Annotated in this window: 21 protein-coding genes; 8 read left to right on the forward strand and 13 right to left on the reverse strand. The window is 43.8% G+C overall.

From position 1 onward, the window contains the following. The first annotated feature begins 19 nt into the window (after positions 1-19). Positions 20-478: a cupin domain-containing protein gene (locus H6G17_RS03665; protein WP_192154238.1), complete on the forward strand. Its 459-nt coding sequence runs from the start codon at positions 20-22 to the stop codon at positions 476-478. 5 nt (positions 479-483) lie between these two features. Continuing rightward, positions 484-1,434 (forward strand): glutaminase A, encoded by a 951-nt coding sequence (glsA, locus tag H6G17_RS03670; protein WP_347276403.1) that lies wholly within the window; start codon positions 484-486, stop codon positions 1,432-1,434. Between the two features lie 76 nt (positions 1,435-1,510). Here glsA and xseB read toward each other — a convergent pair whose 3' ends face one another. From xseB to xseA, 4 genes are all read right to left on the reverse strand, one after another. Next, on the reverse strand, positions 1,511-1,759 hold the full coding sequence (gene xseB, locus H6G17_RS03675; protein WP_192154240.1) for an exodeoxyribonuclease VII small subunit: 249 nt from the start codon (positions 1,757-1,759) through the stop codon (positions 1,511-1,513). Positions 1,760-1,880: 121 nt separating this feature from the next. Continuing rightward, positions 1,881-2,171 (reverse strand): hypothetical protein, encoded by a 291-nt coding sequence (locus tag H6G17_RS03680; protein WP_192154242.1) that lies wholly within the window; start codon positions 2,169-2,171, stop codon positions 1,881-1,883. A gap of 3 nt (positions 2,172-2,174) precedes the next feature. Further along, positions 2,175-3,893, reverse strand: coding sequence for a glycoside hydrolase family 55 protein (locus H6G17_RS03685; RefSeq protein ID WP_192154244.1), 1,719 nt, complete (start codon positions 3,891-3,893; stop codon positions 2,175-2,177). Between the two features lie 115 nt (positions 3,894-4,008). After that, complete coding sequence (gene xseA, locus H6G17_RS03690) at positions 4,009-5,238, reverse strand: exodeoxyribonuclease VII large subunit (protein ID WP_192154246.1); 1,230 nt, start codon at positions 5,236-5,238, stop codon at positions 4,009-4,011. A 238-nt stretch (positions 5,239-5,476) separates the two neighbouring features. On the opposite strand from xseA, the gene recA reads away from it, so the two are divergent. Then, positions 5,477-6,550, forward strand: coding sequence for a recombinase RecA (gene recA / locus H6G17_RS03695; protein ID WP_192154248.1), 1,074 nt, complete (start codon positions 5,477-5,479; stop codon positions 6,548-6,550). Between the two features lie 56 nt (positions 6,551-6,606). Here the strand turns inward: recA and gshB are convergent, their stop codons facing one another. From gshB to grpE, 8 genes are all read right to left on the reverse strand, one after another. Further along, entirely contained in the window at positions 6,607-7,578 is a 972-nt protein-coding gene (gene gshB / locus H6G17_RS03700) for a glutathione synthase (RefSeq protein WP_192154249.1), read from the reverse strand. A gap of 4 nt (positions 7,579-7,582) precedes the next feature. Beyond that, positions 7,583-7,855 (reverse strand): glutaredoxin 3, encoded by a 273-nt coding sequence (gene grxC, locus H6G17_RS03705; RefSeq protein ID WP_192154250.1) that lies wholly within the window; start codon positions 7,853-7,855, stop codon positions 7,583-7,585. Positions 7,856-7,900: 45 nt separating this feature from the next. Beyond that, the gene (rsgA, locus tag H6G17_RS03710; RefSeq protein ID WP_192154251.1) at positions 7,901-8,998 is read right to left on the reverse strand and encodes a small ribosomal subunit biogenesis GTPase RsgA; all 1,098 of its coding nucleotides are present in this window, start codon (positions 8,996-8,998) and stop codon (positions 7,901-7,903) included. A gap of 73 nt (positions 8,999-9,071) precedes the next feature. Beyond that, complete coding sequence (locus H6G17_RS03715; protein ID WP_039715854.1) at positions 9,072-9,323, reverse strand: sulfurtransferase TusA family protein; 252 nt, start codon at positions 9,321-9,323, stop codon at positions 9,072-9,074. Further along, positions 9,320-10,453 (reverse strand): molecular chaperone DnaJ, encoded by a 1,134-nt coding sequence (gene dnaJ, locus H6G17_RS03720; RefSeq protein ID WP_192154253.1) that lies wholly within the window; start codon positions 10,451-10,453, stop codon positions 9,320-9,322. The genes H6G17_RS03715 and dnaJ overlap by 4 nt, the downstream gene beginning before the upstream one ends. Positions 10,454-10,684: 231 nt before the next feature. Beyond that, positions 10,685-12,598: a molecular chaperone DnaK gene (dnaK, locus tag H6G17_RS03725; protein WP_192154261.1), complete on the reverse strand. Its 1,914-nt coding sequence runs from the start codon at positions 12,596-12,598 to the stop codon at positions 10,685-10,687. Continuing rightward, positions 12,576-12,725 (reverse strand): hypothetical protein, encoded by a 150-nt coding sequence (locus H6G17_RS03730; RefSeq protein WP_192154263.1) that lies wholly within the window; start codon positions 12,723-12,725, stop codon positions 12,576-12,578. Before H6G17_RS03730 ends, dnaK begins: the two co-directional genes overlap by 23 nt. Continuing rightward, on the reverse strand, positions 12,726-13,490 hold the full coding sequence (gene grpE / locus H6G17_RS03735; protein WP_192154264.1) for a nucleotide exchange factor GrpE: 765 nt from the start codon (positions 13,488-13,490) through the stop codon (positions 12,726-12,728). A gap of 294 nt (positions 13,491-13,784) precedes the next feature. On the opposite strand from grpE, the gene H6G17_RS03740 reads away from it, so the two are divergent. From H6G17_RS03740 to H6G17_RS03760, 5 genes are all read left to right on the forward strand, one after another. After that, positions 13,785-15,794 carry a GspE/PulE family protein gene (locus tag H6G17_RS03740; protein ID WP_192154266.1) on the forward strand — a complete coding sequence of 670 codons (2,010 nt, stop codon included), beginning with the start codon at positions 13,785-13,787 and terminating at the stop codon, positions 15,792-15,794. Further along, the gene (locus H6G17_RS03745; protein ID WP_192154268.1) at positions 15,787-15,948 is read left to right on the forward strand and encodes a hypothetical protein; all 162 of its coding nucleotides are present in this window, start codon (positions 15,787-15,789) and stop codon (positions 15,946-15,948) included. The genes H6G17_RS03740 and H6G17_RS03745 overlap by 8 nt, the downstream gene beginning before the upstream one ends. 19 nt (positions 15,949-15,967) lie before the next feature. Beyond that, positions 15,968-17,092: a type IV pilus twitching motility protein PilT gene (locus H6G17_RS03750; protein ID WP_192154270.1), complete on the forward strand. Its 1,125-nt coding sequence runs from the start codon at positions 15,968-15,970 to the stop codon at positions 17,090-17,092. Between the two features lie 85 nt (positions 17,093-17,177). Continuing rightward, the gene (locus H6G17_RS03755; protein WP_192154272.1) at positions 17,178-18,407 is read left to right on the forward strand and encodes a type II secretion system F family protein; all 1,230 of its coding nucleotides are present in this window, start codon (positions 17,178-17,180) and stop codon (positions 18,405-18,407) included. Between the two features lie 64 nt (positions 18,408-18,471). Further along, complete coding sequence (locus H6G17_RS03760; protein ID WP_192154274.1) at positions 18,472-19,047, forward strand: hypothetical protein; 576 nt, start codon at positions 18,472-18,474, stop codon at positions 19,045-19,047. A 29-nt stretch (positions 19,048-19,076) separates the two neighbouring features. On the opposite strand, the gene H6G17_RS03765 is transcribed toward H6G17_RS03760, so the two are convergent. Next, positions 19,077-19,676 carry a GNAT family N-acetyltransferase gene (locus H6G17_RS03765; protein WP_192154276.1) on the reverse strand — a complete coding sequence of 200 codons (600 nt, stop codon included), beginning with the start codon at positions 19,674-19,676 and terminating at the stop codon, positions 19,077-19,079. Positions 19,677-20,175 lie beyond the last annotated feature (499 nt).

Raw genomic sequence — 20,175 nt, forward strand, 5'->3', positions numbered from 1 at the left:
CTCAGATATAGATAAAGAAATGTTAATTAATCCTGAAAATATACCGGAAAAATCGGGAACTAATTATCCTGAAGAGTTTAAATCATTTGTAGCAGGACGTTATCGCAAGCGATTGGGTGATGCAGCAGGGCTGAAAAACTTTGGCGTAAATTTAACTCGATTGATGCCTGGAAGTTATTCTGCTTTAAGGCACTGGCACACAAAACAAGATGAATTTATTTATGTCGTGTCAGGAGAATTAATTTTAGTTACTGATGAAGGCGAACAAATTTTAACCGCAGGTATGTCAGCAGGTTTTCCGGCTGGGGTTGCGAACGGACATCATTTAATTAATCGTTCAAATGTAGATGCAGTATATTTAGAAATTGGCGATCGCACTCCTGACGATGAAGCTGATTATCCTGATGTCGATCTAATTGCTAAATTGAATTCTGAAGGTTGCGTTTTCACTCACAAAGATGGAAGCTTTTACAGTTAAGGATTGTGGACAACTACCAATTACCAATTACCAATTACCAGTTACCACATTTGAAGCCTCTAACTCCAGCACAACTAGAAACTTGGGTAATGCAAGCACGCAGGCATACTCAAGAAGGAAAACTACCTAACTACATTCCTCTATTAGCCCAAGCTAATCCAAATTGGTTAGCAGTGCAAATTCAAACTGTGACAGAACAAAGCTATAACGCAGGCGATACTCATTGTACTTTCCCGTTAATGAGTGTGGTAAAGCCCTTTATTTTGCTATTTTTGTTACAGCAATTAGGTGCAAAAGTAGTCTTCTCTTATGTAGGAATGAAACCATCCGATCTACCCTTCAATTCTCTGACTCAACTGATAGCAGATGAAGGTTTTCCTCGCAATCCAACGATCAATAGTGGCGCGATCGCACTTTGTTCTATCCTCCCAGGTATCAATGCATTTTCTCGCTGTGAGAATCTACGTTTGTGGCTGAATCAAACCGCAGGTTGTCAGCTAATTCTAGATAACCAAATGCTCGATTCCGTACGTTCTTTACCTAACGATCGCAACCTTGCCATAACTCGATTGTTAACTAAATCTGGCTGTATTGACTCGCCAGAAACCACATTGGATACATATAACCAGGTTTGCTGTTTGGCAGGTACGGTAGCCGATTTAGCACGCATAGGAATGCTACTCGTAAGAGGTAATGATGCGATCGCGCCTCAAAATCGTTGTATGGTTAATGCAACTATGACGACTTGTGGTTTATACCAAGCTTCAGCACGTTTTGCCTCAGAAGTAGGCTTACCGACAAAATCGGGGGTTAGTGGGGCAATTTTGTCAATTGTACCGACTCAAGGTGCGATCGCGTGTTACAGTCCTGGCTTAGACGAAACAGGTAATTCCAAAGCTGGTATATTCTTAATACAGCGAATCGCTCAAAATTTGAATTTGAGTATATTTGGCTAACCTTTATTTTTTTACGATAAGTTTTGCCCAAAACACTCTACCAGTTTTTGACTTCTCACTTTTGACTTTTGACTTTTTAAGATTCACTATTTAAAGTTTCAATTAACAAATCCACTTGTTTCTGTCGTTGTTGCAAAAAAGTTTCACACTGTTTTAACTGTTCTACAGCTTGAGTAAATTGCTCGAACACCTCTTCCAATTCCAACTCACCTGCTTCAATCCGAGAGATAATTGACTCGACTTCTGCTATAACTGCTTCATATTTCCAAGCATCGGGTAAAGGTGAAGTGTTTGATTTAGTTTTGGAATTGGAATTACGAGACATATCAAAAGAATTTGCGAAGAAGAGAGTTTGCTAAACGAATTTTTATTTTACATATTAGTAAGCTTACTTCAATAATAGTATAGGTGGGCAGCGCCCACCCTACTACTTTTGAATTTTTTTGCTATTTATAGCCCACAAATAAAGGCATTCTACCAGGAAAATCCTTACTCAGTAGTTGGCGCTTCACGCCATGGCGAGTCTCTTCCACCTGAATATCATAATTTTTGTGTTCACCGTAAGCACTAACAGAATAGATTAATGACAGACTAGAGTTATTGCTAATAAATGCAGCTTCCTGTTTTTCTTGAGCAGTAAAGTCATGTACTGGATAGATTAAAGTTCCCAAAACTTCTGTTTTACCACCTTTAGTAGTATTGATTACAGAACCCTTACCCTCTGTTTTTAGTCCCAAAATCTAGAGCGTCCCGCCTTTATTTTCAATTTTAGTACGTGCTGCATCTAAAGTTTCAACATTTAACTGTCTCGCCCACACTTGATGAGGGTAATTAATCCGTAAACTAACTCCTACATCCTCTAAAAATAGCTTGCCAGATTTTGGAAAGTCTTTATACTCGTAGCCACCATGTTGAATAACAACAGTGCGCGGTGAAGCGTGTTCTATTGCGACTCCATAGCCAAATTGTTCGATAATCAAAGGCTTGTCGCTATTTTGCTCGACGCGAAATACAATTCCACCACCATTCACAATAGACGAAAAGCCGACAATACGTCGAACTGAAGCCGGAACCTTGAAAACTTTTTTATCGTGAGAAAAGTATGTACCGAAAGGAAAATAAATAGTCGATTTACCTGAATTGAGTGCATCTTGTAAAGAATCAGTTTCTCCGTACCATTGAGGAGAAAAAGCCCCCCAATTAGCTAGATTCTTATCCTCGAAAACTGGTGTTTCTTCAATCGGTAAATTGAGCGATCGCTTTGGACTATCAAACAAATTATATATCTTATCAGAGACGTATTCACTTACACTTGTACCAGGAACTATAGTTTCTTTGTGATGAATTGCCGATTGATAACTGCTGGTATTTATATTTCTCGCATATAAATAACCGTTGTTATCAATAGCACTGATGTTTGACGCACCACCTTGAAAATTGCCATCTATAACAATTATCATGCCCGCTGGTGCTTGATTTTGAATGACTGGTACAGAATTTTTACTCTGAAGTTTACGAATTGCTAATGTATTACCATCATTCAAAATACCTGCTACTTTCTGCTGCTGAAGTGTAATTTCCTCGAACGTAGGACCATATTCTAAGTTTTTAGTGACAATACCGTAGTCAAATCCATGAATTTGAACATTTTTAATTAAACAAGGTCCAGCCCATTGTCTTGACATATCTAAACCAATTTTTCCTTGTCCGTCACCAGAGCGAATTGAGACATTCCACAGAGAACCAAAATTATTAGAAATATAGTCTATCCCGATCGCACCTGGATTATTTTTTCCCGTATCTATTGTCAAATCTGTAATATTCTGACGAAATGACATATTACCATCTATAGTCTGTATTACTGATTTAGGAGCATTGCGATCGCCGAAACTTTTCGTCTTGTCTTTGAGTTTAATAATACTAATTTCCGCCCCTTGTCCCTGCCAACTCATACAGCAACCTTTCCAAGTTAAAGTATTGCTGATTAAATAAGTTCCAGCCGGAAAATACAGAGCTTTTGGCTTGCCAAAATAATCTTGTTCTTCGTCACGTTCGTCATCTAGAGCTTTTTGAATTGCTACTGTATCATCCGTAACACCATCACCTTTTGCACCATATTGAGTTTTAACGTTAGCTGAGATAAAAATGCTTGGAAAAACTTTTTGTATTGGATTGCGATCGATTGCATTACTAGTAAATACAGTTGACGTGATGGCATTGCTAGGTACTAAAAGTGGATGTTTGCTCGAACTAGAACTTACTGTAGGTGATGGAGAAATAGGCTCCTCTGAAGGATTGGTGTTAGTTATATTAGAGCTGGCTATATCTACCGCTTGCGAAAGTGTTGTTTCTGTAAACTTTAGAGCTAATTGCGGTACTAGAAAAATTGCTGCTAAAGCTACCCATATAAATAAAATTAACAACCAAATAAATCTACGTAATTTTGCGGAAACTCTCATACAGTACTTCTACTTAAGCGAACGAAATTCGTGACGGCAATAACTAAGCTCATCTACACGAACTCAACCTACTGTAGAAAGTTTTAACCTGTGTCAGTGGCTTTTGTCTGTAGTACTAAGAATTTAAGAGTTTGATAACTTTAACTTTGATTTTTCCTTGACTGAGCTGAATTAACAACTCTTGTCCTGGCGCTAACTCAGCAGCCGAACGAGCGATCGCACCGTTTTCTTGTCGGACTACAGCATAACCCCGTTTCAACACCGCATGAGGATCGAGGCTAGCAAGTTTCTGTGCTAATAAATGACAGTGTTGCCGTGCTTTTTGCGATCGCTGTTGAGTTACCTGAATTAACTGCTGCTTTTTCCAATTTAAAAACTCGATTTCGCGTTGAATTTCTCGATCTAAGCGCAAACGCCCCAACCGACTGCTGAGAGAATAGTAGCGATCGCCTGCTACATTTAATTGTTGCTGTACAATTGCCTGTAGCGTCTCTATCTTCTGCCGATGCTCGGCATACACAACCGCTAAATCTGGAACGACGAGTTCCGCTGCTGCTGTAGGGGTATGGGCGCACACATCAGCCACCAAATCTGTTAAAGTCTCGTCCCGCTGATGCCCGATTCCCGTAATCACGGGTATAGAACACTCGGCTACTGCCCGCACAACTCGTTCGTCGTTAAAACAAGCCAATTCCTCCACTGCGCCCCCACCACGGGTAAGAACCAACACCTCCGCCCTTCCGTCTCGTTCCACGCGCTCGATCGCTTTGACAATAGATGCTGGTGCTGGCTCTCCTTGCACGGTAGCAGGCGAAAACAGGACAGATAAACCAGGATAGCGGCGTTTGAGCGTTTTTTGAATATCGCCCCAAGCCGCTGCTGTTGGTGAAGTGACAACGGCGATCGCCTGGGGATGAGCTGGCAGAGTTCTCTTCCGTTCTAGATCGAATAAACCTTCTGCCTCCAGGCGATCGCGCAACTGCCGCAGTCTCAACGCCAGCAATCCCTCCCCCGCTGGTAAAGCCTGCCACACAGTCAGTTGATATTGTCCCCGCTGAGGATACAAACGAATACTACCCAAAACTACGATCTGCTCCCCTTGTACTGGTAGTTGAGCCAAGCGCGACAACTGGCTATTCCACACCACACACTTAATCTCAGCCTTTGTCTCTGGATCTTGCAGCGTCAAAAACACACCTTTAGAGTGACGGCTAAGACTCGAAACCTCCCCCACAACCCACACTTGCCGCAACACTTCATCATGTTCCAGCAATAATTGAATATACGATGTTAGACCAGCCACCGAGATGACTGCCTCTTCTAGTTGAGACTCTATATAGGACATGAAGACAAGGGGGACAAGGGGGACAAGGGGGACAAGGGAGATAAATAGAGATAAATGCTAACAAATGTAGAAAAAAGCTGAAATGTGGTTCTTAACCCTGAATTCCGAATTCCGAATTCCGAATTCCGAGTTCTTACATATGCTATGCTGTGCTGGATAAATCTACTAAAATAGTATATCTGCACTAGTTCAAACTAGTTAAGTAAAAGTTTTTACACCTCCTATCCTAGAGGCGCGAATGGCTATTAACAATGATGTTGCTGGCAAGCAAAAAGCCCTGAATCTAGTCCTGAATCAAATCGAACGCAATTTCGGCAAAGGGGCGATCGTGCGCTTGGGAGATGCGACCCGAATGCGCGTGGAAACTATTTCTAGCGGTTCGTTGACGTTGGACTTAGCTCTAGGCGGCGGTTTACCCAAAGGGCGGGTAATTGAAATCTACGGTCCAGAGAGTTCTGGTAAAACGACAGTAGCACTTCACGCGATCGCGGAAGTTCAAAAAGCAGGTGGGATTGCTGCCTTTGTGGACGCAGAACACGCCCTCGACCCCACCTACGCAGCGGCTTTGGGTGTAGATATTGAGAATCTTCTAGTTTCCCAGCCAGATACGGGCGAAGCGGGTCTAGAAATTGTCGATCAGTTGGTGCGATCGGCGGCGGTGGATATCGTGATTGTTGACTCTGTAGCCGCACTAGTTCCCCGCGCTGAAATCGAAGGTGAAATGGGAGATACCCACGTCGGCTTGCAGGCGCGTTTGATGAGCCAAGCTTTAAGAAAAATCACGGGTAACATCGGTAAATCTGGTTGTACCGTAATTTTCCTCAACCAGCTACGCCAAAAGATTGGCGTGACCTATGGCAATCCAGAGACGACGACGGGAGGTAATGCCCTTAAGTTCTACGCTTCCGTGCGGTTAGATATTCGCCGAATTCAAACTTTGAAAAAAGGCACGGAAGAATTCGGCAACCGCGTCAAAGTTAAAGTTGCTAAAAACAAAGTTGCGCCGCCATTCCGAATCGCCGAGTTTGATATTATCTTTGGCAAAGGCATTTCTACATTAGGTTGTATGGTAGACATTGCCGAGGAAACAGGCGTAATTGTGCGCAAAGGTGCGTGGTACAGCTACAAAGGCGAAAATATTGCTCAAGGTCGCGACAATACAATTAAGTATTTGGAAGAAAATACTGAGGTTGCTCAAGAAATTCAGAAACTCGTTAGAGACAAACTCGACATGGGTGCTGTTGTCTCAGCTAACTCCGTGAAAGCTCACGAAGAAGATGAAGACGAAGAAATGGAAGCTGACGACGAATAGCATTTTTGTCTGAATCGGAGTAGAGACGTTACATGTAACGTCTCTACATTTCTGGTTCAACCCTTTGCCTTTTCCAGCCAACGCATGACTGTTTCTCCCAAGCGAGTTCCATTGAGCCTATCGATTTCTCTAATCCCTGTAGGGCTGGTGACATTGACTTCGGTTAAATAACCACCGATAACATCAATTCCAACAAAATATAAGCCGTTTTGTTGTAAGCTGGCAGCTAAATCCCTACAGATCTGATGTTCTCGGTCTGTAATTTCAGTTTTGGCTACCGTACCCCCAGCTGCCATGTTATTACGAAAGTCATCGCTGGTGGAAATTCGATTCACAGCCCCGATTGGTTCGCCATTGAGTAGAATAATCCGCTTGTCTCCTTCTTTCGCAGCAGGGATAAATTCTTGCACCATCACGGGCATTTTGGCTTGGTAAGTGCTAATTTCTACAATTGAGTTGAAATTGCGATCGCCTTCTTCGAGATAAATAATTCCTTCACCTGCTTTGAGTCCCAGTGGTTTGAGAATCGCTGCCCCTTTTGCGGCTAAAAATTGGCGAATCACTTTTTTATCCGCACTCACAATTGTCTCTGGCATCAAATGGGGAAATTGCAGGGCAAACATTTTTTCATTGGCTGCCCTCAACCCTTGGGGATTATTTATAACTAGAGTTTTGCTCCGGTCAATGAAGTCGAGAATGTAAGTAGCGTAGAGGTAGGGAATATCTACAGGCGGATCTGTCCGCATGAAGACAGCATCAAAATTTTCTAAAGGCATCCAGGTGCGATCGCTCAAATCGTACCAAACCAGTTCCGCCACCCAGCGTCCATCCACCAACTGCACGGGTTGAAGTTGTAACCGTTCTAAAACAGCCCATGCCTTACCTTCAGCTACCCCCAAGCGGCTAGCTTGAGTTATCCACACTTCATGTCCTAAAGTTTGCGCTGCTTCCATCAAAGCAACGCTCGTATCGTGACCTGGATCGAGTTTGTGGATTGGGTCGATAATAAAAGCTAGTTTTAAACTCAATGGCTTACGCTCCTTGAGCCGAGGTTAGCAGGGGATCGAGCTTGCCCTGGAAATCTAGATCGTAGATGTCGTCGCATCCCCCAATGTGGAGATCGTCGATAAAGATTTGGGGTACAGAACGGCGACCGTTTGCTCTGTGTGCCATCTGTTTGCGAGCGGCTTCATCACCATCAATACTGTACTCGATAAAATCAACGCCTTTTTTGGCAAGAAGTTGTTTGGCACGAATGCAAAACGGGCAGGATCTCCAGGTGTAGATTTCGACTTTAGGAGCCATAAAAATCTCCAATTTTTTAAGTTAATATTTTTTAAATTTTAGACCCTATTCTTCTGCTTCTCGATATAACTCCTGGAGAGATTGCTGTTGCGTCCGGCGAGACTGACGGCGATATTTTTTCGTTTCTAGTTTGGGTTCGTACTGACTTTTACCCCGTTTGGTTTTCAGCTTCACATTTGATTCGGGATTGGCTTGACGAGCTAGCTGTTCTCGATCGGCGATCGCCGCCTCTAACAAGTTCAAATAGTGCTGATAACGTTCCCAGTCGCCCCGCACAACACAATTCGGTTCGTCGCGGTGCAAGCAATCGCTAAACTGACAGCTAGCAACAGCTAAGCGTTGTTTTGCTTCTGGAAAATAGCTTGCTAACTCTTCTGGAGTACAGCCGAGATCTGGTTGGTTAAAGCCAGGAGTATCGGCTAGCAATCCGCCCGTAAGCAATTCAAACAGTTCGACGTGCCGCGTCGTGTGGCGACCACGCAACAGCTTTCCCGATACTTCTCCGACTCGCAACCCCGCTTCTGGGATTAGCATGTTGATTAAACTCGATTTTCCCACTCCAGAGGGTCCAGCAATGACGGTAATTTTCGCTTGCAGGTGCTGGCTAACTCGATCGACCCCAACCCCTTGATGGACGCTGATAAATAAAGGTTGATAACCCCAACTTTTCAAACGATCGCGCCAACTATTAATCTGCTGGGCTGAGAGCAAATCGCTTTTATTCAAGCACAGACAAATTTCTAACCCCGTAGACTCTGCTTTGACTAAAAACTTACTCAATTGATACGGGTCGAGGTCTGGTTCTGCCAAGGCAAATACCAGCAAAATTTGCTGCGCGTTAGCGATCGCCGGACGATCGAGCTGACTTTGACGGGGTAAGACTTCTCCAATTGCCCCTCTACCACCAGCCCAATCTGGTTCTTCTATAACAACGCGATCGCCCACCATGACTTGCTGTCCTAGCTTTTTTAACCGCGCCCGCCGCGTGCATAAGAGAGCTGAGAGAGCTGAGGGAGTAGTTAATTCTGAACCTAGAGCATCTAACCTTACCCAGTAGTAGTTTGCTTGTACTGCCACTACCGTACCCACTAGGAGCGCAGTATCCCCTAAAGGTTGAATCTCAGACTCGGGCAAATCATTCATGCATAACTAAACAAACACGCAAGTCTACAAATTATTGAAAATAATTCCGAATTCCGAATTCCGAATTCCGAATTCACTTAACAGGATGTCTCACCTGAAGCACGAAAAACCCGTCGCGTTCTTCAATTTGCTCGATCTGATATCCAGCCATTGTCAAACTATCCGGCACTTGCTCGATTGGTTCGCCTGGGTCTAGCCAGACTTCTAGCAAGCTGCCTGGAGTCATTTTTTCCAATCGTAGCTTAGTGCGAACGAAGTTAATCGGGCAGGGAGTCCCGCGTAGATCGAGTTGAGCATCGGCAGATGACAAAAATGATTGATTCATTTGTGGAACAGATTTCCCAAAAATCCTTCTATACCACCTTTTCCTGTGCGATCGCCCCGAATTTTAGCTAGCTTTTCCAGCAATTCTCGTTCTTCGGGAGTAATGCGGGTGGGAATATCGATTGAGATTGTGATGAGGTGATCGCCTCGGCTAACGGGATTACCCAAGCGTGGCACGCCGTGATTTTCTAAAGTCATCACGGTGTTTGGTTGAGTACCAGCAGGCACGAGCAATTCAGTCGGACCATCTACCGTATTAACTTCTATGCGGCTGCCTAATATTGCTTGGAGGTAGCTGAGTTTAATTTCTGATAGAACGTTAATTCCGTCGCGGCGAAATTCTGCATCTTCGTTGACAAAGATATAAACGTATAAATCTCCTGGCGGACCATTGCGATCGCCTGCATCACCTTCTCCAGAAATGCGCAAGCGCGTACCGTTGTCAACTCCGGCGGGAATGGTGATTTTTAACTTCTTCGTTACCTGCCTCGCACCTTTCCCGTCGCAAGCTTCGCACTTGTCTTCAATCATCTGCCCCGTACCGTTACACGTGGGACAAGTAGACACCTGCGTAAAACTCCCAAAGGGAGTGCGGGTAACGCGCCTTACCTGACCCGAGCCACTACAAGTCGTACAAGTACGCGGTCGAGTTCCAGGCTTTGCACCAGAACCGCTACAAACTTCACAAGTTTCTAGGTGAGAAATGCGAATTTCTTTCTCCCCGCCAAAGACCGCTTCTCTAAAATCTAACTTCAAATCTAACCGTAGGTCGTCACCACGGACTGGTCCGCTCCGCCGCCGCGTCCCACCTTGAGCGCCCGCACCACCAAAACCGCTAAAGAAGCTTTCAAATATGTCAGCAAAACCGCCAATATCGCCAAAGTCTTGAAAACCTGCTGCCCCAGCACCAGCTGCGACACCAGCTTCGCCAAAGCGATCGTAACGCGCCCGCATTTCCGGTTCCGATAACACTTCGTAAGCTCGGTTGATTTCTTTGAACCGCTCCTCAGCTCCAGTTTCCTTATTCACATCGGGGTGATATTTCCGAGCGAGGCGACGATAGGCGTGTTTGATTTCTTCTTTATCCGCACTGCGGGAAACACCCAGAATTTCGTAATAGTCACGAGCCATAGAGCGCTGCTGGTTTAGTGGTTAGAAGAGGGATGAATCTGTTGCTGTCCTGCGGCGATCGCGTTTCAGCGTTAGTTACTAAAGTTCCATAATCACTGTAGACAAATCACCGTACTTTCAACAAGGTGGCAAAACCGATCCTTTTCAGTTATCAGTTGTCAGGGAGTCGGGAGTAGGGAAGAATAACAACTAATGACCAATGACCAATGACCAATGACCAATGACCAATGACTACTCCTCAATTGCTTCGTAGTCTACTGCATACGTACTATCGTCACCAAAGGAAGAAGTGAAGGTGTCGTCCATACCTGATGAAGTAAAAGAGCTACTGCGATTAGCTTGTTCGTAAACGCTGGCTCCTAAAGCAAATAAGTTTTGCTGAAAGTCTTGCAGTCTTTGTTCGATTGCTTCAACAGTGGAAGCAGGATCGGCAAAGGCTGCTTTGAGTGCGGTGACTTTTTCATCTGCCTGATCTTTAAACTCTTCGGTAATTAGTTCTCTATTATCTCTCAACGTGACAAAATAACTTTGTAACAAATGCTCTGCTTGGTTTTTCAGTTCGATCAGTTCCAAGCGTTTTCGATCTTGCTCGGCAAACATTTCTGCTTCTTGGCGCATCCGTTCTACTTCACTTGCGCTCAATCCACCAGTATTAGTGATCCGCAGGGATTGTTCTCTGCCAGTGCCTTTATCTGATGCTGCCACTTTTAAGATTCCGTTGACATCGATCTCAAAGGCAACTTCAATTTGGGGCGTGCCTCTAGGAGCAGGAGGAATTCCCGTGAGTACAAAACTTCCCAAAGTTTTGTTGTCCCGTGCCATCGCTCTTTCTCCCTGAAGAACTTTGATTTCTACAGAGGTTTGTCCGTCGGTAGCAGTCGAGAAAATTTGCGCTTTACTGGTGGGAATGGTGGTATTGCGTTCGATAATTTTTGTAAAGACTTCCCCTAAAGTCTCAATTCCCAGAGAGAGCGGAGTTACGTCCAGTAGCAAGACATCTTCTACTTCGCCCCCTAATACTCCACCCTGGATTGCCGCGCCTAGTGCAACAGCCTCATCGGGATTGACCGATCGCTCGGCTGTTCTGCCGCCAAAAAAGTTTTGCACGGCATTTTGCACGGCTGGAATGCGAGTCGAACCACCCACAAGAACGATCTTATCGATATCTGGGGGGCGTAAACCGCAGTCTTTGAGGGCTTGCACCATCGGTTCGATCGTGGCTTGGATCAGAGGCAAAACCAACTCTTCAAACTTGGCGCGACTTAGCTCTTGTTCTAAGTGTTTTGGTCCCGTAGCATCAGCCGTGATGAAAGGTAAATTAATTGTCGTGCTGCCAAGGGTAGACAGTTCGATTTTGGCTTTTTCTGCTGCCTCTCGAAGTCTCTGGAGTGCCATGCGATCGGCAGTCAGGTCTACACCTTCACTGTCTTGAAAGCAAGAAATCATCCAGCGCACGATACAGTTATCGAAATCGTCACCGCCAAGTTGATTGTTGCCAGAGGTGGCTTTAACTTCAAATACCCCGTCCCCTAGTTGCAAGATAGAAACGTCAAACGTACCGCCGCCTAAGTCGAAGACGAGAATTGTTTGGTCTCGGTCTTGCTTATCCAAACCGTAAGCTAAAGCGGCGGCTGTCGGTTCGTTGATAATACGTAAAACCTCCAGTCCCGCGATCGTTCCAGCGTCTTTGGTTGCTTGCCGCTGGGCATCGGTAAAATAGGCTGGTACGGTAATTACTGCTTGGTCTACGCTTTCTCCCAAAAAATTTTCTGCGTCCTGCTTGAGTTTTTGCAGGATCATGGCAGAAATTTCTTGAGGAGTGTAGGTGCGATCGCGAATTTGGACATCTACAGTGTCGTCGCGTCCTCTAACGGATTTATAGGGGACGCGCTGGCGTTCTGCTTGAGTTTCGTTCCAACGCCGTCCGATAAACCGCTTGATACTGTAAACAGTGTTTTCGGCATTCGTGACGGCTTGACGCTTTGCCAACTGACCGATCAAGCGATCGCTGGCTTTACCAAAGCCAACCACGCTGGGAGTTGTTCGTCCACCTTCTGAATTGGGGATCACCAGTGGTTGACCGCCCTCTAAAATGGCAACACAACTGTTCGTTGTTCCTAAGTCAATCCCAATAACTTTTCCCATATTCAGTAGTAAGGTGGCGTTTATTGATGTAGCGTCGTCCCAGATCGCGATCGACGCAGTAAATTGGCTCTACGATATATTTCCCAGAATTTGTCTCAATGCATTCACTCCCAAGATATTTTTTCACTCAACTTTCTGTAACTTCGGGTGGAGTTTCTGCTACTACCGTTTCTGACGGTGTTTCTTCTGGGGCAGTAGCTACTTTTACCAAAGCATGACGCAACACGCGATCGCCTAAGTAATAACCCCTGACCAATTCTTCAATCACCGTGCCTTCAAGGTACTCGCTTGTTGGTTCTCTCATGACCGCTTCATGTAGGTTCGGGTCAAACTCCTTGCCTTCAGGTCGCATTGCCGAAACACCTAGCCGCTTGAGGCAATCTACCAGTTGCTTGTATACTCCCTGATAACTTTTGTGAAGATTCATTTCAGCATCGGTTTGCGGTTTGAGCTGCGCTCTTGCCCGCTCGAAATTATCTACCACAGGTAGAATTTCTTGTAGAGTATTCTGTTTAATCTTTTGTTCTAGGTCTTCTTTGTCTTTGAGCGTGCGTTTGCGAAAATTTTCAAAATCCGCGCCCATGCGCACGTATTGACTGGTACGCTCCTCCAAGCTAGCTTTGAGTGACTCGATCTCCCGCTCCTTTTCTAACAAAGCAGCTCGATTATCGGCTTCAGGCGCGGTGGAAGAGGTATCAGGCTTTTCTACTTCGACTGGATTCTCGTTCGATGCAACGTTAGCATCTACCTCTGGAGCGTTTGCCTGTGATTCAAATTCTCCGAATGCATTTGAGTTCATTGTTTTGGTTGTGACCTCGTTCGTTGTTTGCTGTGTTTGCTGTTGTGGTTCTTGGTTAGCTGCGTATTCCGTTTGCTTTTCTTCGTCAATCATTATGTCCCAATCCTAAATCCTAACAACTGTGCAGCTGTGGAAGAGGCTAGAGATATGAGGTTTACTCCAGCCACTAACCTTCAGCCTGTGCGCAAACTTACCTCTTCTAGGATGCAATAATTGCAGGCGCAGTTGCACGGGGAATACAGTAACCAGTGACTAGTGGCTAGTGGCTAGTGGTTAAATGCTTCTGAACTCCGACTTCTTCTGCTTCTCGCCTCTGTAATATTTCTCTTGAGATTTGGGAACACTCTATTTGGGAATACTTGATTATGCAAAATCTTAGTAGCGATTATGTCTTACTCCTCTTCAATGCAGCGGCGTGCCTTAATTGTCAAAAATGACTTGTCTCCTTTTGGCAACAAAGTAGTTGAGACTGGGTATGTCAGTAAAGAGCAGATGAAGCAGGCTTTAAGCGAAAGTCGCTCGACTGGGCGATCGCTACCGGAGATTTTAGAAGCTATAACTGGACGACAACTGCCACCAGACTTAATTAGACAATATAAAAAACAACAGCTATTCGAGCTAAAAATTCTCTACGGTGTAGAGTTTCTCGATCCAGAAATCAATCAGATTGGCACAAGTCAAGTCGGCGAGTTGATCGATTCTTTGATCCCGATTGATATTTGTCGTCGCTATCGGCTGCTACCCATATCAAAAAGTGATGAGCCTCCGTCCATTTTGATCGCAATGGTCGATCCAGATAATTTGGATGCCCAAGATAATTTAAACCGTATTCTTCGCCCCCGCGATATTGGATTGCAAAGGACGGTCATTACACTAGAAGACTTCCAAGAACTTCTTTCTAAATATTTAGATGAAAATGTAGAAAAACAAAAACAACAGGCAGATACTCAGAGAAATAATGCTAATGCCGTCGATTTCACTGTAGAGTTAGATGGACTTGATTTACAAGATGCACCAGAGGAGGGTGACGCAGATTTAGGTGCATCTCTCAAAGATGCGGATGCTGCTCCTGTAATTGCCCTAGTGAATAAAATTCTGATCAAAGCGTTACAAGAAAAAGTTTCAGATATTCACATTGAACCTCAAGAAGAGTACTTGCGCGTCCGATTTCGTAGAGATGGAGTATTGCGGCAGGCTTTTGACCCCCTACCCAAACAAATCGTTCCTGCTGTGACAGCTCGATTTAAAATTATTGCTGAATTAGATATTGCCGAACGACGCGCACCCCAAGATGGTCGTATTCGCCGCGTATTTGAAGGACGAAAAGTTGATTTTCGCGTCAACACCTTACCCAGTCGTTACGGGGAAAAAGTTGTTTTGCGGATTTTGGATAACTCATCTACCCAACTTGGGTTAGACAAATTAATTAGCGATGTAGAGAGCCTGCAAATTGTGAGGGACTTGGCAAGTCGTCCGTTCGGACTGCTGTTGGTTACGGGTCCGACGGGAAGCGGTAAATCGACTACTCTATACTCAATTTTGGCAGAACGCAACGATCCAGGGGTAAATATCAGCACCGCTGAAGACCCCATTGAGTATTCTCTACCAGGAATTACGCAAGTCCAGGTGATTCGAGAAAAAGGAATGGATTTTGCGTCAATTTTGCGGGCTTTTCTACGACAAGACCCAGACGTAATTCTAGTTGGTGAGACACGGGATAAGGAAACGGCAAAAACCGCTATTGAGGCAGCACTGACGGGACACTTAGTATTGACAACTCTGCACACTAATGATGCTGCTGGGGCAATTTCTCGTTTAGACGAAATGGGTGTAGAACCCTTCATGGTGTCCGGTGCGCTGCTAGGAGTTGTGGCTCAACGTTTGATGCGGCGCGTCTGTTCTGATTGTCGCATTCCCTATACTCCCAGTGCCGACGAGTTAGCTCGGTTTGGACTGGCGAGTTCTAAAGATGTCGAACTCACGCTTTACAAAGCTAAATCCTTGGAGTTAGAAGAAATTCAAGACGCTAAGGCTAAAAATCAACTTTGCTCTAAATGCGCTGGCGTTGGATATAAAGGGCGTTGTGGTGTATATGAAGTTATGCGCGTTACAGAGCGGCTACAAAACTTAATTACTGAAGGAGCGCCGAGCGAACGGATTAAAGAAGCAGCCGTAGAAGAGGGAATGAAAACGTTGTTAGCTTATAGTCTGGAGTTAGTTCTGCAAGGTAACACGACTTTGGAAGAAGTAGAGCGCGTCACTTTCACTGATTCTGGTTTGGAAGCGGAACTGAAAGCAAAACGTAAAAGTTCATTAGAGTGTAAAACTTGTCATGCAGAGCTACAACCAGAGTGGTTTGAGTGTCCTTATTGTATGACTCCACGATTTAGTGACTAGACAATCGGTAATGGGCAAGTCAAAAGTTGTAGGGGCGGGTTTTGACCAAAAATTTTCACTTAAGGTTGTCAACCTATTTGCTAAACCCGCCCGTACAAAAGTCAAAACGAACAACCACCAATTACCAATTACCAATTACCAATTACCAACATAACTTTCAAGGAGATTAACTCATGGAATTAATGATTGAAGACTTAATGGAAGAAGTTATTAACTCGGGTGGTTCGGACTTACACATTTCAGCAGGTTTACCGCCATATATCCGTATCAGTGGAAAGTTGACTCCAACGGAACACGAACCACTAACAGCAGAACAGTGCCAAAGACTAATTTTTAGTATGTTAAATAATACCCAGCGCAAAACTCTAGAACAAAACTGGGAACTAGACTGTTCTTACGGGATTAAGGGGCTAGCTCGCTTCCGCGTCAACGTATATAAAGACCGAGGCACGTATGCCACCTGTTTGCGAGCGCTAGCCTCCAAAATTCCCAGCATGGAAACTTTAAATTTACCCAATATTGTGCGGGAAATTTCGGAAAAACCACGAGGATTAGTCTTGGTAACTGGACCAACTGGGTCGGGTAAGTCTACTACCCTAGCGTCCATGATTAATAATATTAATACAACGCGGGCAGAACATATTATCACAGTTGAAGATCCGATTGAGTTTGTCTACGAACCAATTAAGAGTGTGATTCATCAACGCCAAGTTGGAGAAGATACCAAAAGTTTTGCTAATGCGCTTAGGGCAGCTTTACGGGAAGATCCAGATGTAATCCTGGTAGGTGAAATGCGTGATTTAGAAACAATTCAGTTAGCGATTTCAGCAGCAGAAACGGGACATTTAGTATTTGGTACGCTACACACGAGTTCTGCGGCTCAAACTGTTGACCGGATGGTAGATGTATTTCCTCCAGAACAACAGCAACAAATTCGCGTCCAGTTATCTAACTCACTTGTCGCAGTCTTCAGTCAGACTCTCGTATCTAAAAAGAACCCTAAACCAGGTGAATACGGTCGAGTTATGGCTCAGGAAATTATGATTGTTACCCCTGCTATCTCTAACTTAATTCGTGAAGGAAAAACAGCTCAAATTTATTCAGCGATTCAAACTGGAGGAAATTTGAGTATGCAAACATTGGAAAAAGTTTTAGCAGATCAGTATAAATCTGGATTAATTTCGTTTGAAGCAGCCATGTCTAAGACATCTAAACCCGATGAATTACAGCGCTTGATTGGTAATACTCCAGGAGTTGGTGCAAAACCTGGTATGAGAGCAGGTGCTGCTATGCGTTAAATAATTCTTAGAAAATCATTCGTAGAGGCATACAGATTGTGTCTCTACAACTTGTATATTCTCTATCTCATTAAACGTCCAAAACATGCCTACATTTGTTGCTCGCGTTCGTGACGCAAAAGGAAATGCTAAAAAAGAAAAAGTTGTTGCTGACACAATAGCAGCAGCACGTTCTAGTTTGAGATCGAAAGGTCTTTTTATTCAAGAACTAAAACAAGCAGAAGAATTTAAGTTGAGTGGTAATCTCAGCTTAGCACCACTCCAAGCAGCTTTAGCAAAGGTATCTGTTAAAGATAAAGCTGTATTTTCGCGTCAATTTGCTGCCCTGATTAATGCGGGTGTAGCAATTGTCAGAAGTCTGGGTGTAATGGCAGAACAATGTACTAATCCAAAACTAAAAGGAGCTTTAATAGACATTAGTTCTGATGTACAGCAGGGAATGAATTTGTCTGAAGCAATGCGGAAACACCCAGGTTGTTTCGATTACATGTATGTCAGTATGGTACAAGCTGGGGAAGTCGGTGGTGTTCTTGATGAAGTCATGAACCGCTTATCTAAGTTGTTGGAAGACCGCGCTCGATTGCAAAATCAGATTAAGTCAGCGTTAACCTACCCAATTGCAGTTGGAATTATAGCCGTACTAATTTTTCTTGGTATGACTATATTTCTCATACCTATTTTTGCTGATATTTTTAAGCAATTAGGAGTAGAATTGCCAGAACTGACCAAATTTATGTTGTGGATCAGTGCAGTTCTTAGAAGTCCAAGTGCAATAATTCCTGTAGTATTTTTTATTGGCGGTAGTTTTGTTTATCGACAGTATTATAAAACTCGGCTAGGTCGGGAAACCATTGACCGAATTTCTCTGAAAGTTCCATTGTTTGGTGACTTAATTCAAAAATCGTCTGTAGCTCTTTTTAGCCGCACTTTCGGTGCTTTAACTCGTTCGGGAGTACCAATTTTAACTGCTCTGGAAATCGTTCGCGATACGGCTGGTAATCAGATAATTGCTAATGCTGTAGATGCAGCTCGTAAAGAGATTCAACAAGGAGGAATGATTAGTTTAGCATTACAAAAAGAACGAGTTTTTCCTGTAATGGCAATTCAGATGATCAGTATTGGCGAGGAAACGGGTGAACTCGATAGTATGTTAATGAAAGTTGCTGATTTCTACGAAGATGAAGTCGAGCAAGCTGTCAAAGCCCTCACTAGTATTATTGAACCAATTATGATTGTTGTTTTAGGTGGTATGGTTGGAGGAATTCTTCTCTCGATGTACCTACCCATGTTCAAGGTATTTGAAAAATTGGGTTAAGCGAATCGTTAGTAGTTAGCGACCTCTCTTGACCATTAACTACTAACTATTAACCGATGAAATTATGAGTATTAAAAAATCTTGTTATGAAGAGTGCTTGGCAGAGTATAGCGATCGCGCAGCAGCGATCGTCTTACTGAAGCAGCATCGTCCCTATTTAGAAATGCTTCCAAGTTTACGCCGTCCTCATGAAAGTGTCATTCCGATTCCTCTACCTATAATTCGGCTGCGAAACCTCACATCAACTAGTAAAGAACGTCAAGCAATCAAAGTTACAGAAACGACTCTGTTACCCTGTGATATCGCTTTTCTCATGTGCGATCCAGAGTGGAAAATTAAAACTGGAGTAGAGATTTTTCTATTTATTTATCGTCCCAATGAAGATTTTTCCGATTTCTTAGGACGCTGGCGACAAACTCAAGTGTTATTAGATAAAGAATACGAGTGGATTATGCCTCTTCCTTATCAACACATTTTTAGTGAAGGAGCGAATAGTATTTATCCGCTATTTATTATCTTTCCTGAAACTCCAGAACGCATTAAACGGGGTTTACAAGGAGCTAGTTTACCTTTCATCGATCGCATTCCAACTTCAGTAGAAGATCTAGAAGAGGCATTTCCTGAAAATCCGGCTAGATGAAAGGAAATAGGAGATAGGAACTATCGAGGTCAAAACCATTGCATCATCTTTGCGATCGCGACTAATACGATTAAACCAACTAAAGATGATTGCACGATTTGCCAACAAGTCTCTGCTTGTCGAGAAGACAATCGCTGTCGATCAATTGTTACCAGTAGTTGCTTTTGCATATCAACACAAGGAACCCACTCTCTACGAGCAACCATCATTTGAGTGGGATGTAGAATTTGATAGCCGCAAGCTTGATAAAAAGGTACAGCCGTAATAGAAGCTTTCACAAACAACCATTGCCATCGCCGAAATATAGCTTCTCGTTCAATCGCCTGTAACAAGCACTTACCAATACCTTGTCGAGTCCATTTTGGATGGACGTACATTGCACTTACCGTACCCTGCATCAAAGCCGAAAACCCTACAATTTCTTCGCCATACTCTGCTACTAAGACAACATCACCCCACGATTTTATTCCATACACTTTTTTATCTTCTAGCAAAGCTTGAATTTGTGCAGGGTTATAATCAGCCGTACAAAGTTGCTGAATTGACTGACTATGCAACTGGATGATTCGATCGCGATCGCTAGTACGAGCCTGACGAATAGATATTTCTACTGGGGATGTTTCTTGCATTTAGATTCATGCATTCAAATTTGTGCGTCTAAAAGTGTGGTAGGTGCATAGCCTTAATAATCTTATTTTTCCCATCTACTGCGTGGCGATCGCAATTATGTCCTTAGTCGCTTAACTGTGCATTTGAGTTCCGACTTTTCCGACTTCCCCGACTTAGGTTTACCGACTGTAACCGACTGACAACTATTTTTTTTTACTCCTAAACTATGAGAAACAGAGCCGAGATCTTCTCCTTGATTCTCAAGCTCATGTCAGTGTGTGTATCTACTTTTCATAAAGGATCGGGATACAGTTGCTTGGAAAAGCACTTTTTCAAGCTTGAAAGGACTCGCTCTTTCTCTTTGCGCCCTTGCGTCTTTGCGCGACATTATATCTATGAATTCTATACAATCTCAATTCTGGTTCTACTCTAGTTTGTGTTTTTGTAAACGCGGGAAGATAGAAGCTATTAGGTTATATAGGATCGAGAACAGAGCAAGCTGGAGGATGTCTTCCAATG

The organism is Chroococcidiopsis sp. [FACHB-1243], from assembly GCF_014696895.1.
Taxonomy (GTDB): Bacteria; Cyanobacteriota; Cyanobacteriia; order Cyanobacteriales; family Chroococcidiopsidaceae; genus Chroococcidiopsis.

Coding starts and splice junctions, on each gene's coding strand:
- H6G17_RS03685 (WP_192154244.1), bottom strand. CDS start 3,893: ATGAGAGTTTCCGCAAAATTACGTAGATTTATTTGGTTGTTAATTTTA.
- H6G17_RS03665 (WP_192154238.1), top strand. CDS start 20: ATGTTAATTAATCCTGAAAATATACCGGAAAAATCGGGAACTAATTAT.
- dnaJ (WP_192154253.1), bottom strand. CDS start 10,453: ATGGCTCGTGACTATTACGAAATTCTGGGTGTTTCCCGCAGTGCGGAT.
- H6G17_RS03750 (WP_192154270.1), top strand. CDS start 15,968: ATGGAATTAATGATTGAAGACTTAATGGAAGAAGTTATTAACTCGGGT.
- xseA (WP_192154246.1), bottom strand. CDS start 5,238: ATGTCCTATATAGAGTCTCAACTAGAAGAGGCAGTCATCTCGGTGGCT.
- H6G17_RS03765 (WP_192154276.1), bottom strand. CDS start 19,676: ATGCAAGAAACATCCCCAGTAGAAATATCTATTCGTCAGGCTCGTACT.
- grxC (WP_192154250.1), bottom strand. CDS start 7,855: ATGGCTCCTAAAGTCGAAATCTACACCTGGAGATCCTGCCCGTTTTGC.
- H6G17_RS03755 (WP_192154272.1), top strand. CDS start 17,178: ATGCCTACATTTGTTGCTCGCGTTCGTGACGCAAAAGGAAATGCTAAA.
- xseB (WP_192154240.1), bottom strand. CDS start 1,759: ATGTCTCGTAATTCCAATTCCAAAACTAAATCAAACACTTCACCTTTA.
- H6G17_RS03715 (WP_039715854.1), bottom strand. CDS start 9,323: ATGAATCAATCATTTTTGTCATCTGCCGATGCTCAACTCGATCTACGC.
- grpE (WP_192154264.1), bottom strand. CDS start 13,490: ATGATTGACGAAGAAAAGCAAACGGAATACGCAGCTAACCAAGAACCA.
- recA (WP_192154248.1), top strand. CDS start 5,477: ATGGCTATTAACAATGATGTTGCTGGCAAGCAAAAAGCCCTGAATCTA.
- H6G17_RS03740 (WP_192154266.1), top strand. CDS start 13,785: ATGTCTTACTCCTCTTCAATGCAGCGGCGTGCCTTAATTGTCAAAAAT.
- H6G17_RS03760 (WP_192154274.1), top strand. CDS start 18,472: ATGAGTATTAAAAAATCTTGTTATGAAGAGTGCTTGGCAGAGTATAGC.
- rsgA (WP_192154251.1), bottom strand. CDS start 8,998: ATGAATGATTTGCCCGAGTCTGAGATTCAACCTTTAGGGGATACTGCG.
- dnaK (WP_192154261.1), bottom strand. CDS start 12,598: ATGGGAAAAGTTATTGGGATTGACTTAGGAACAACGAACAGTTGTGTT.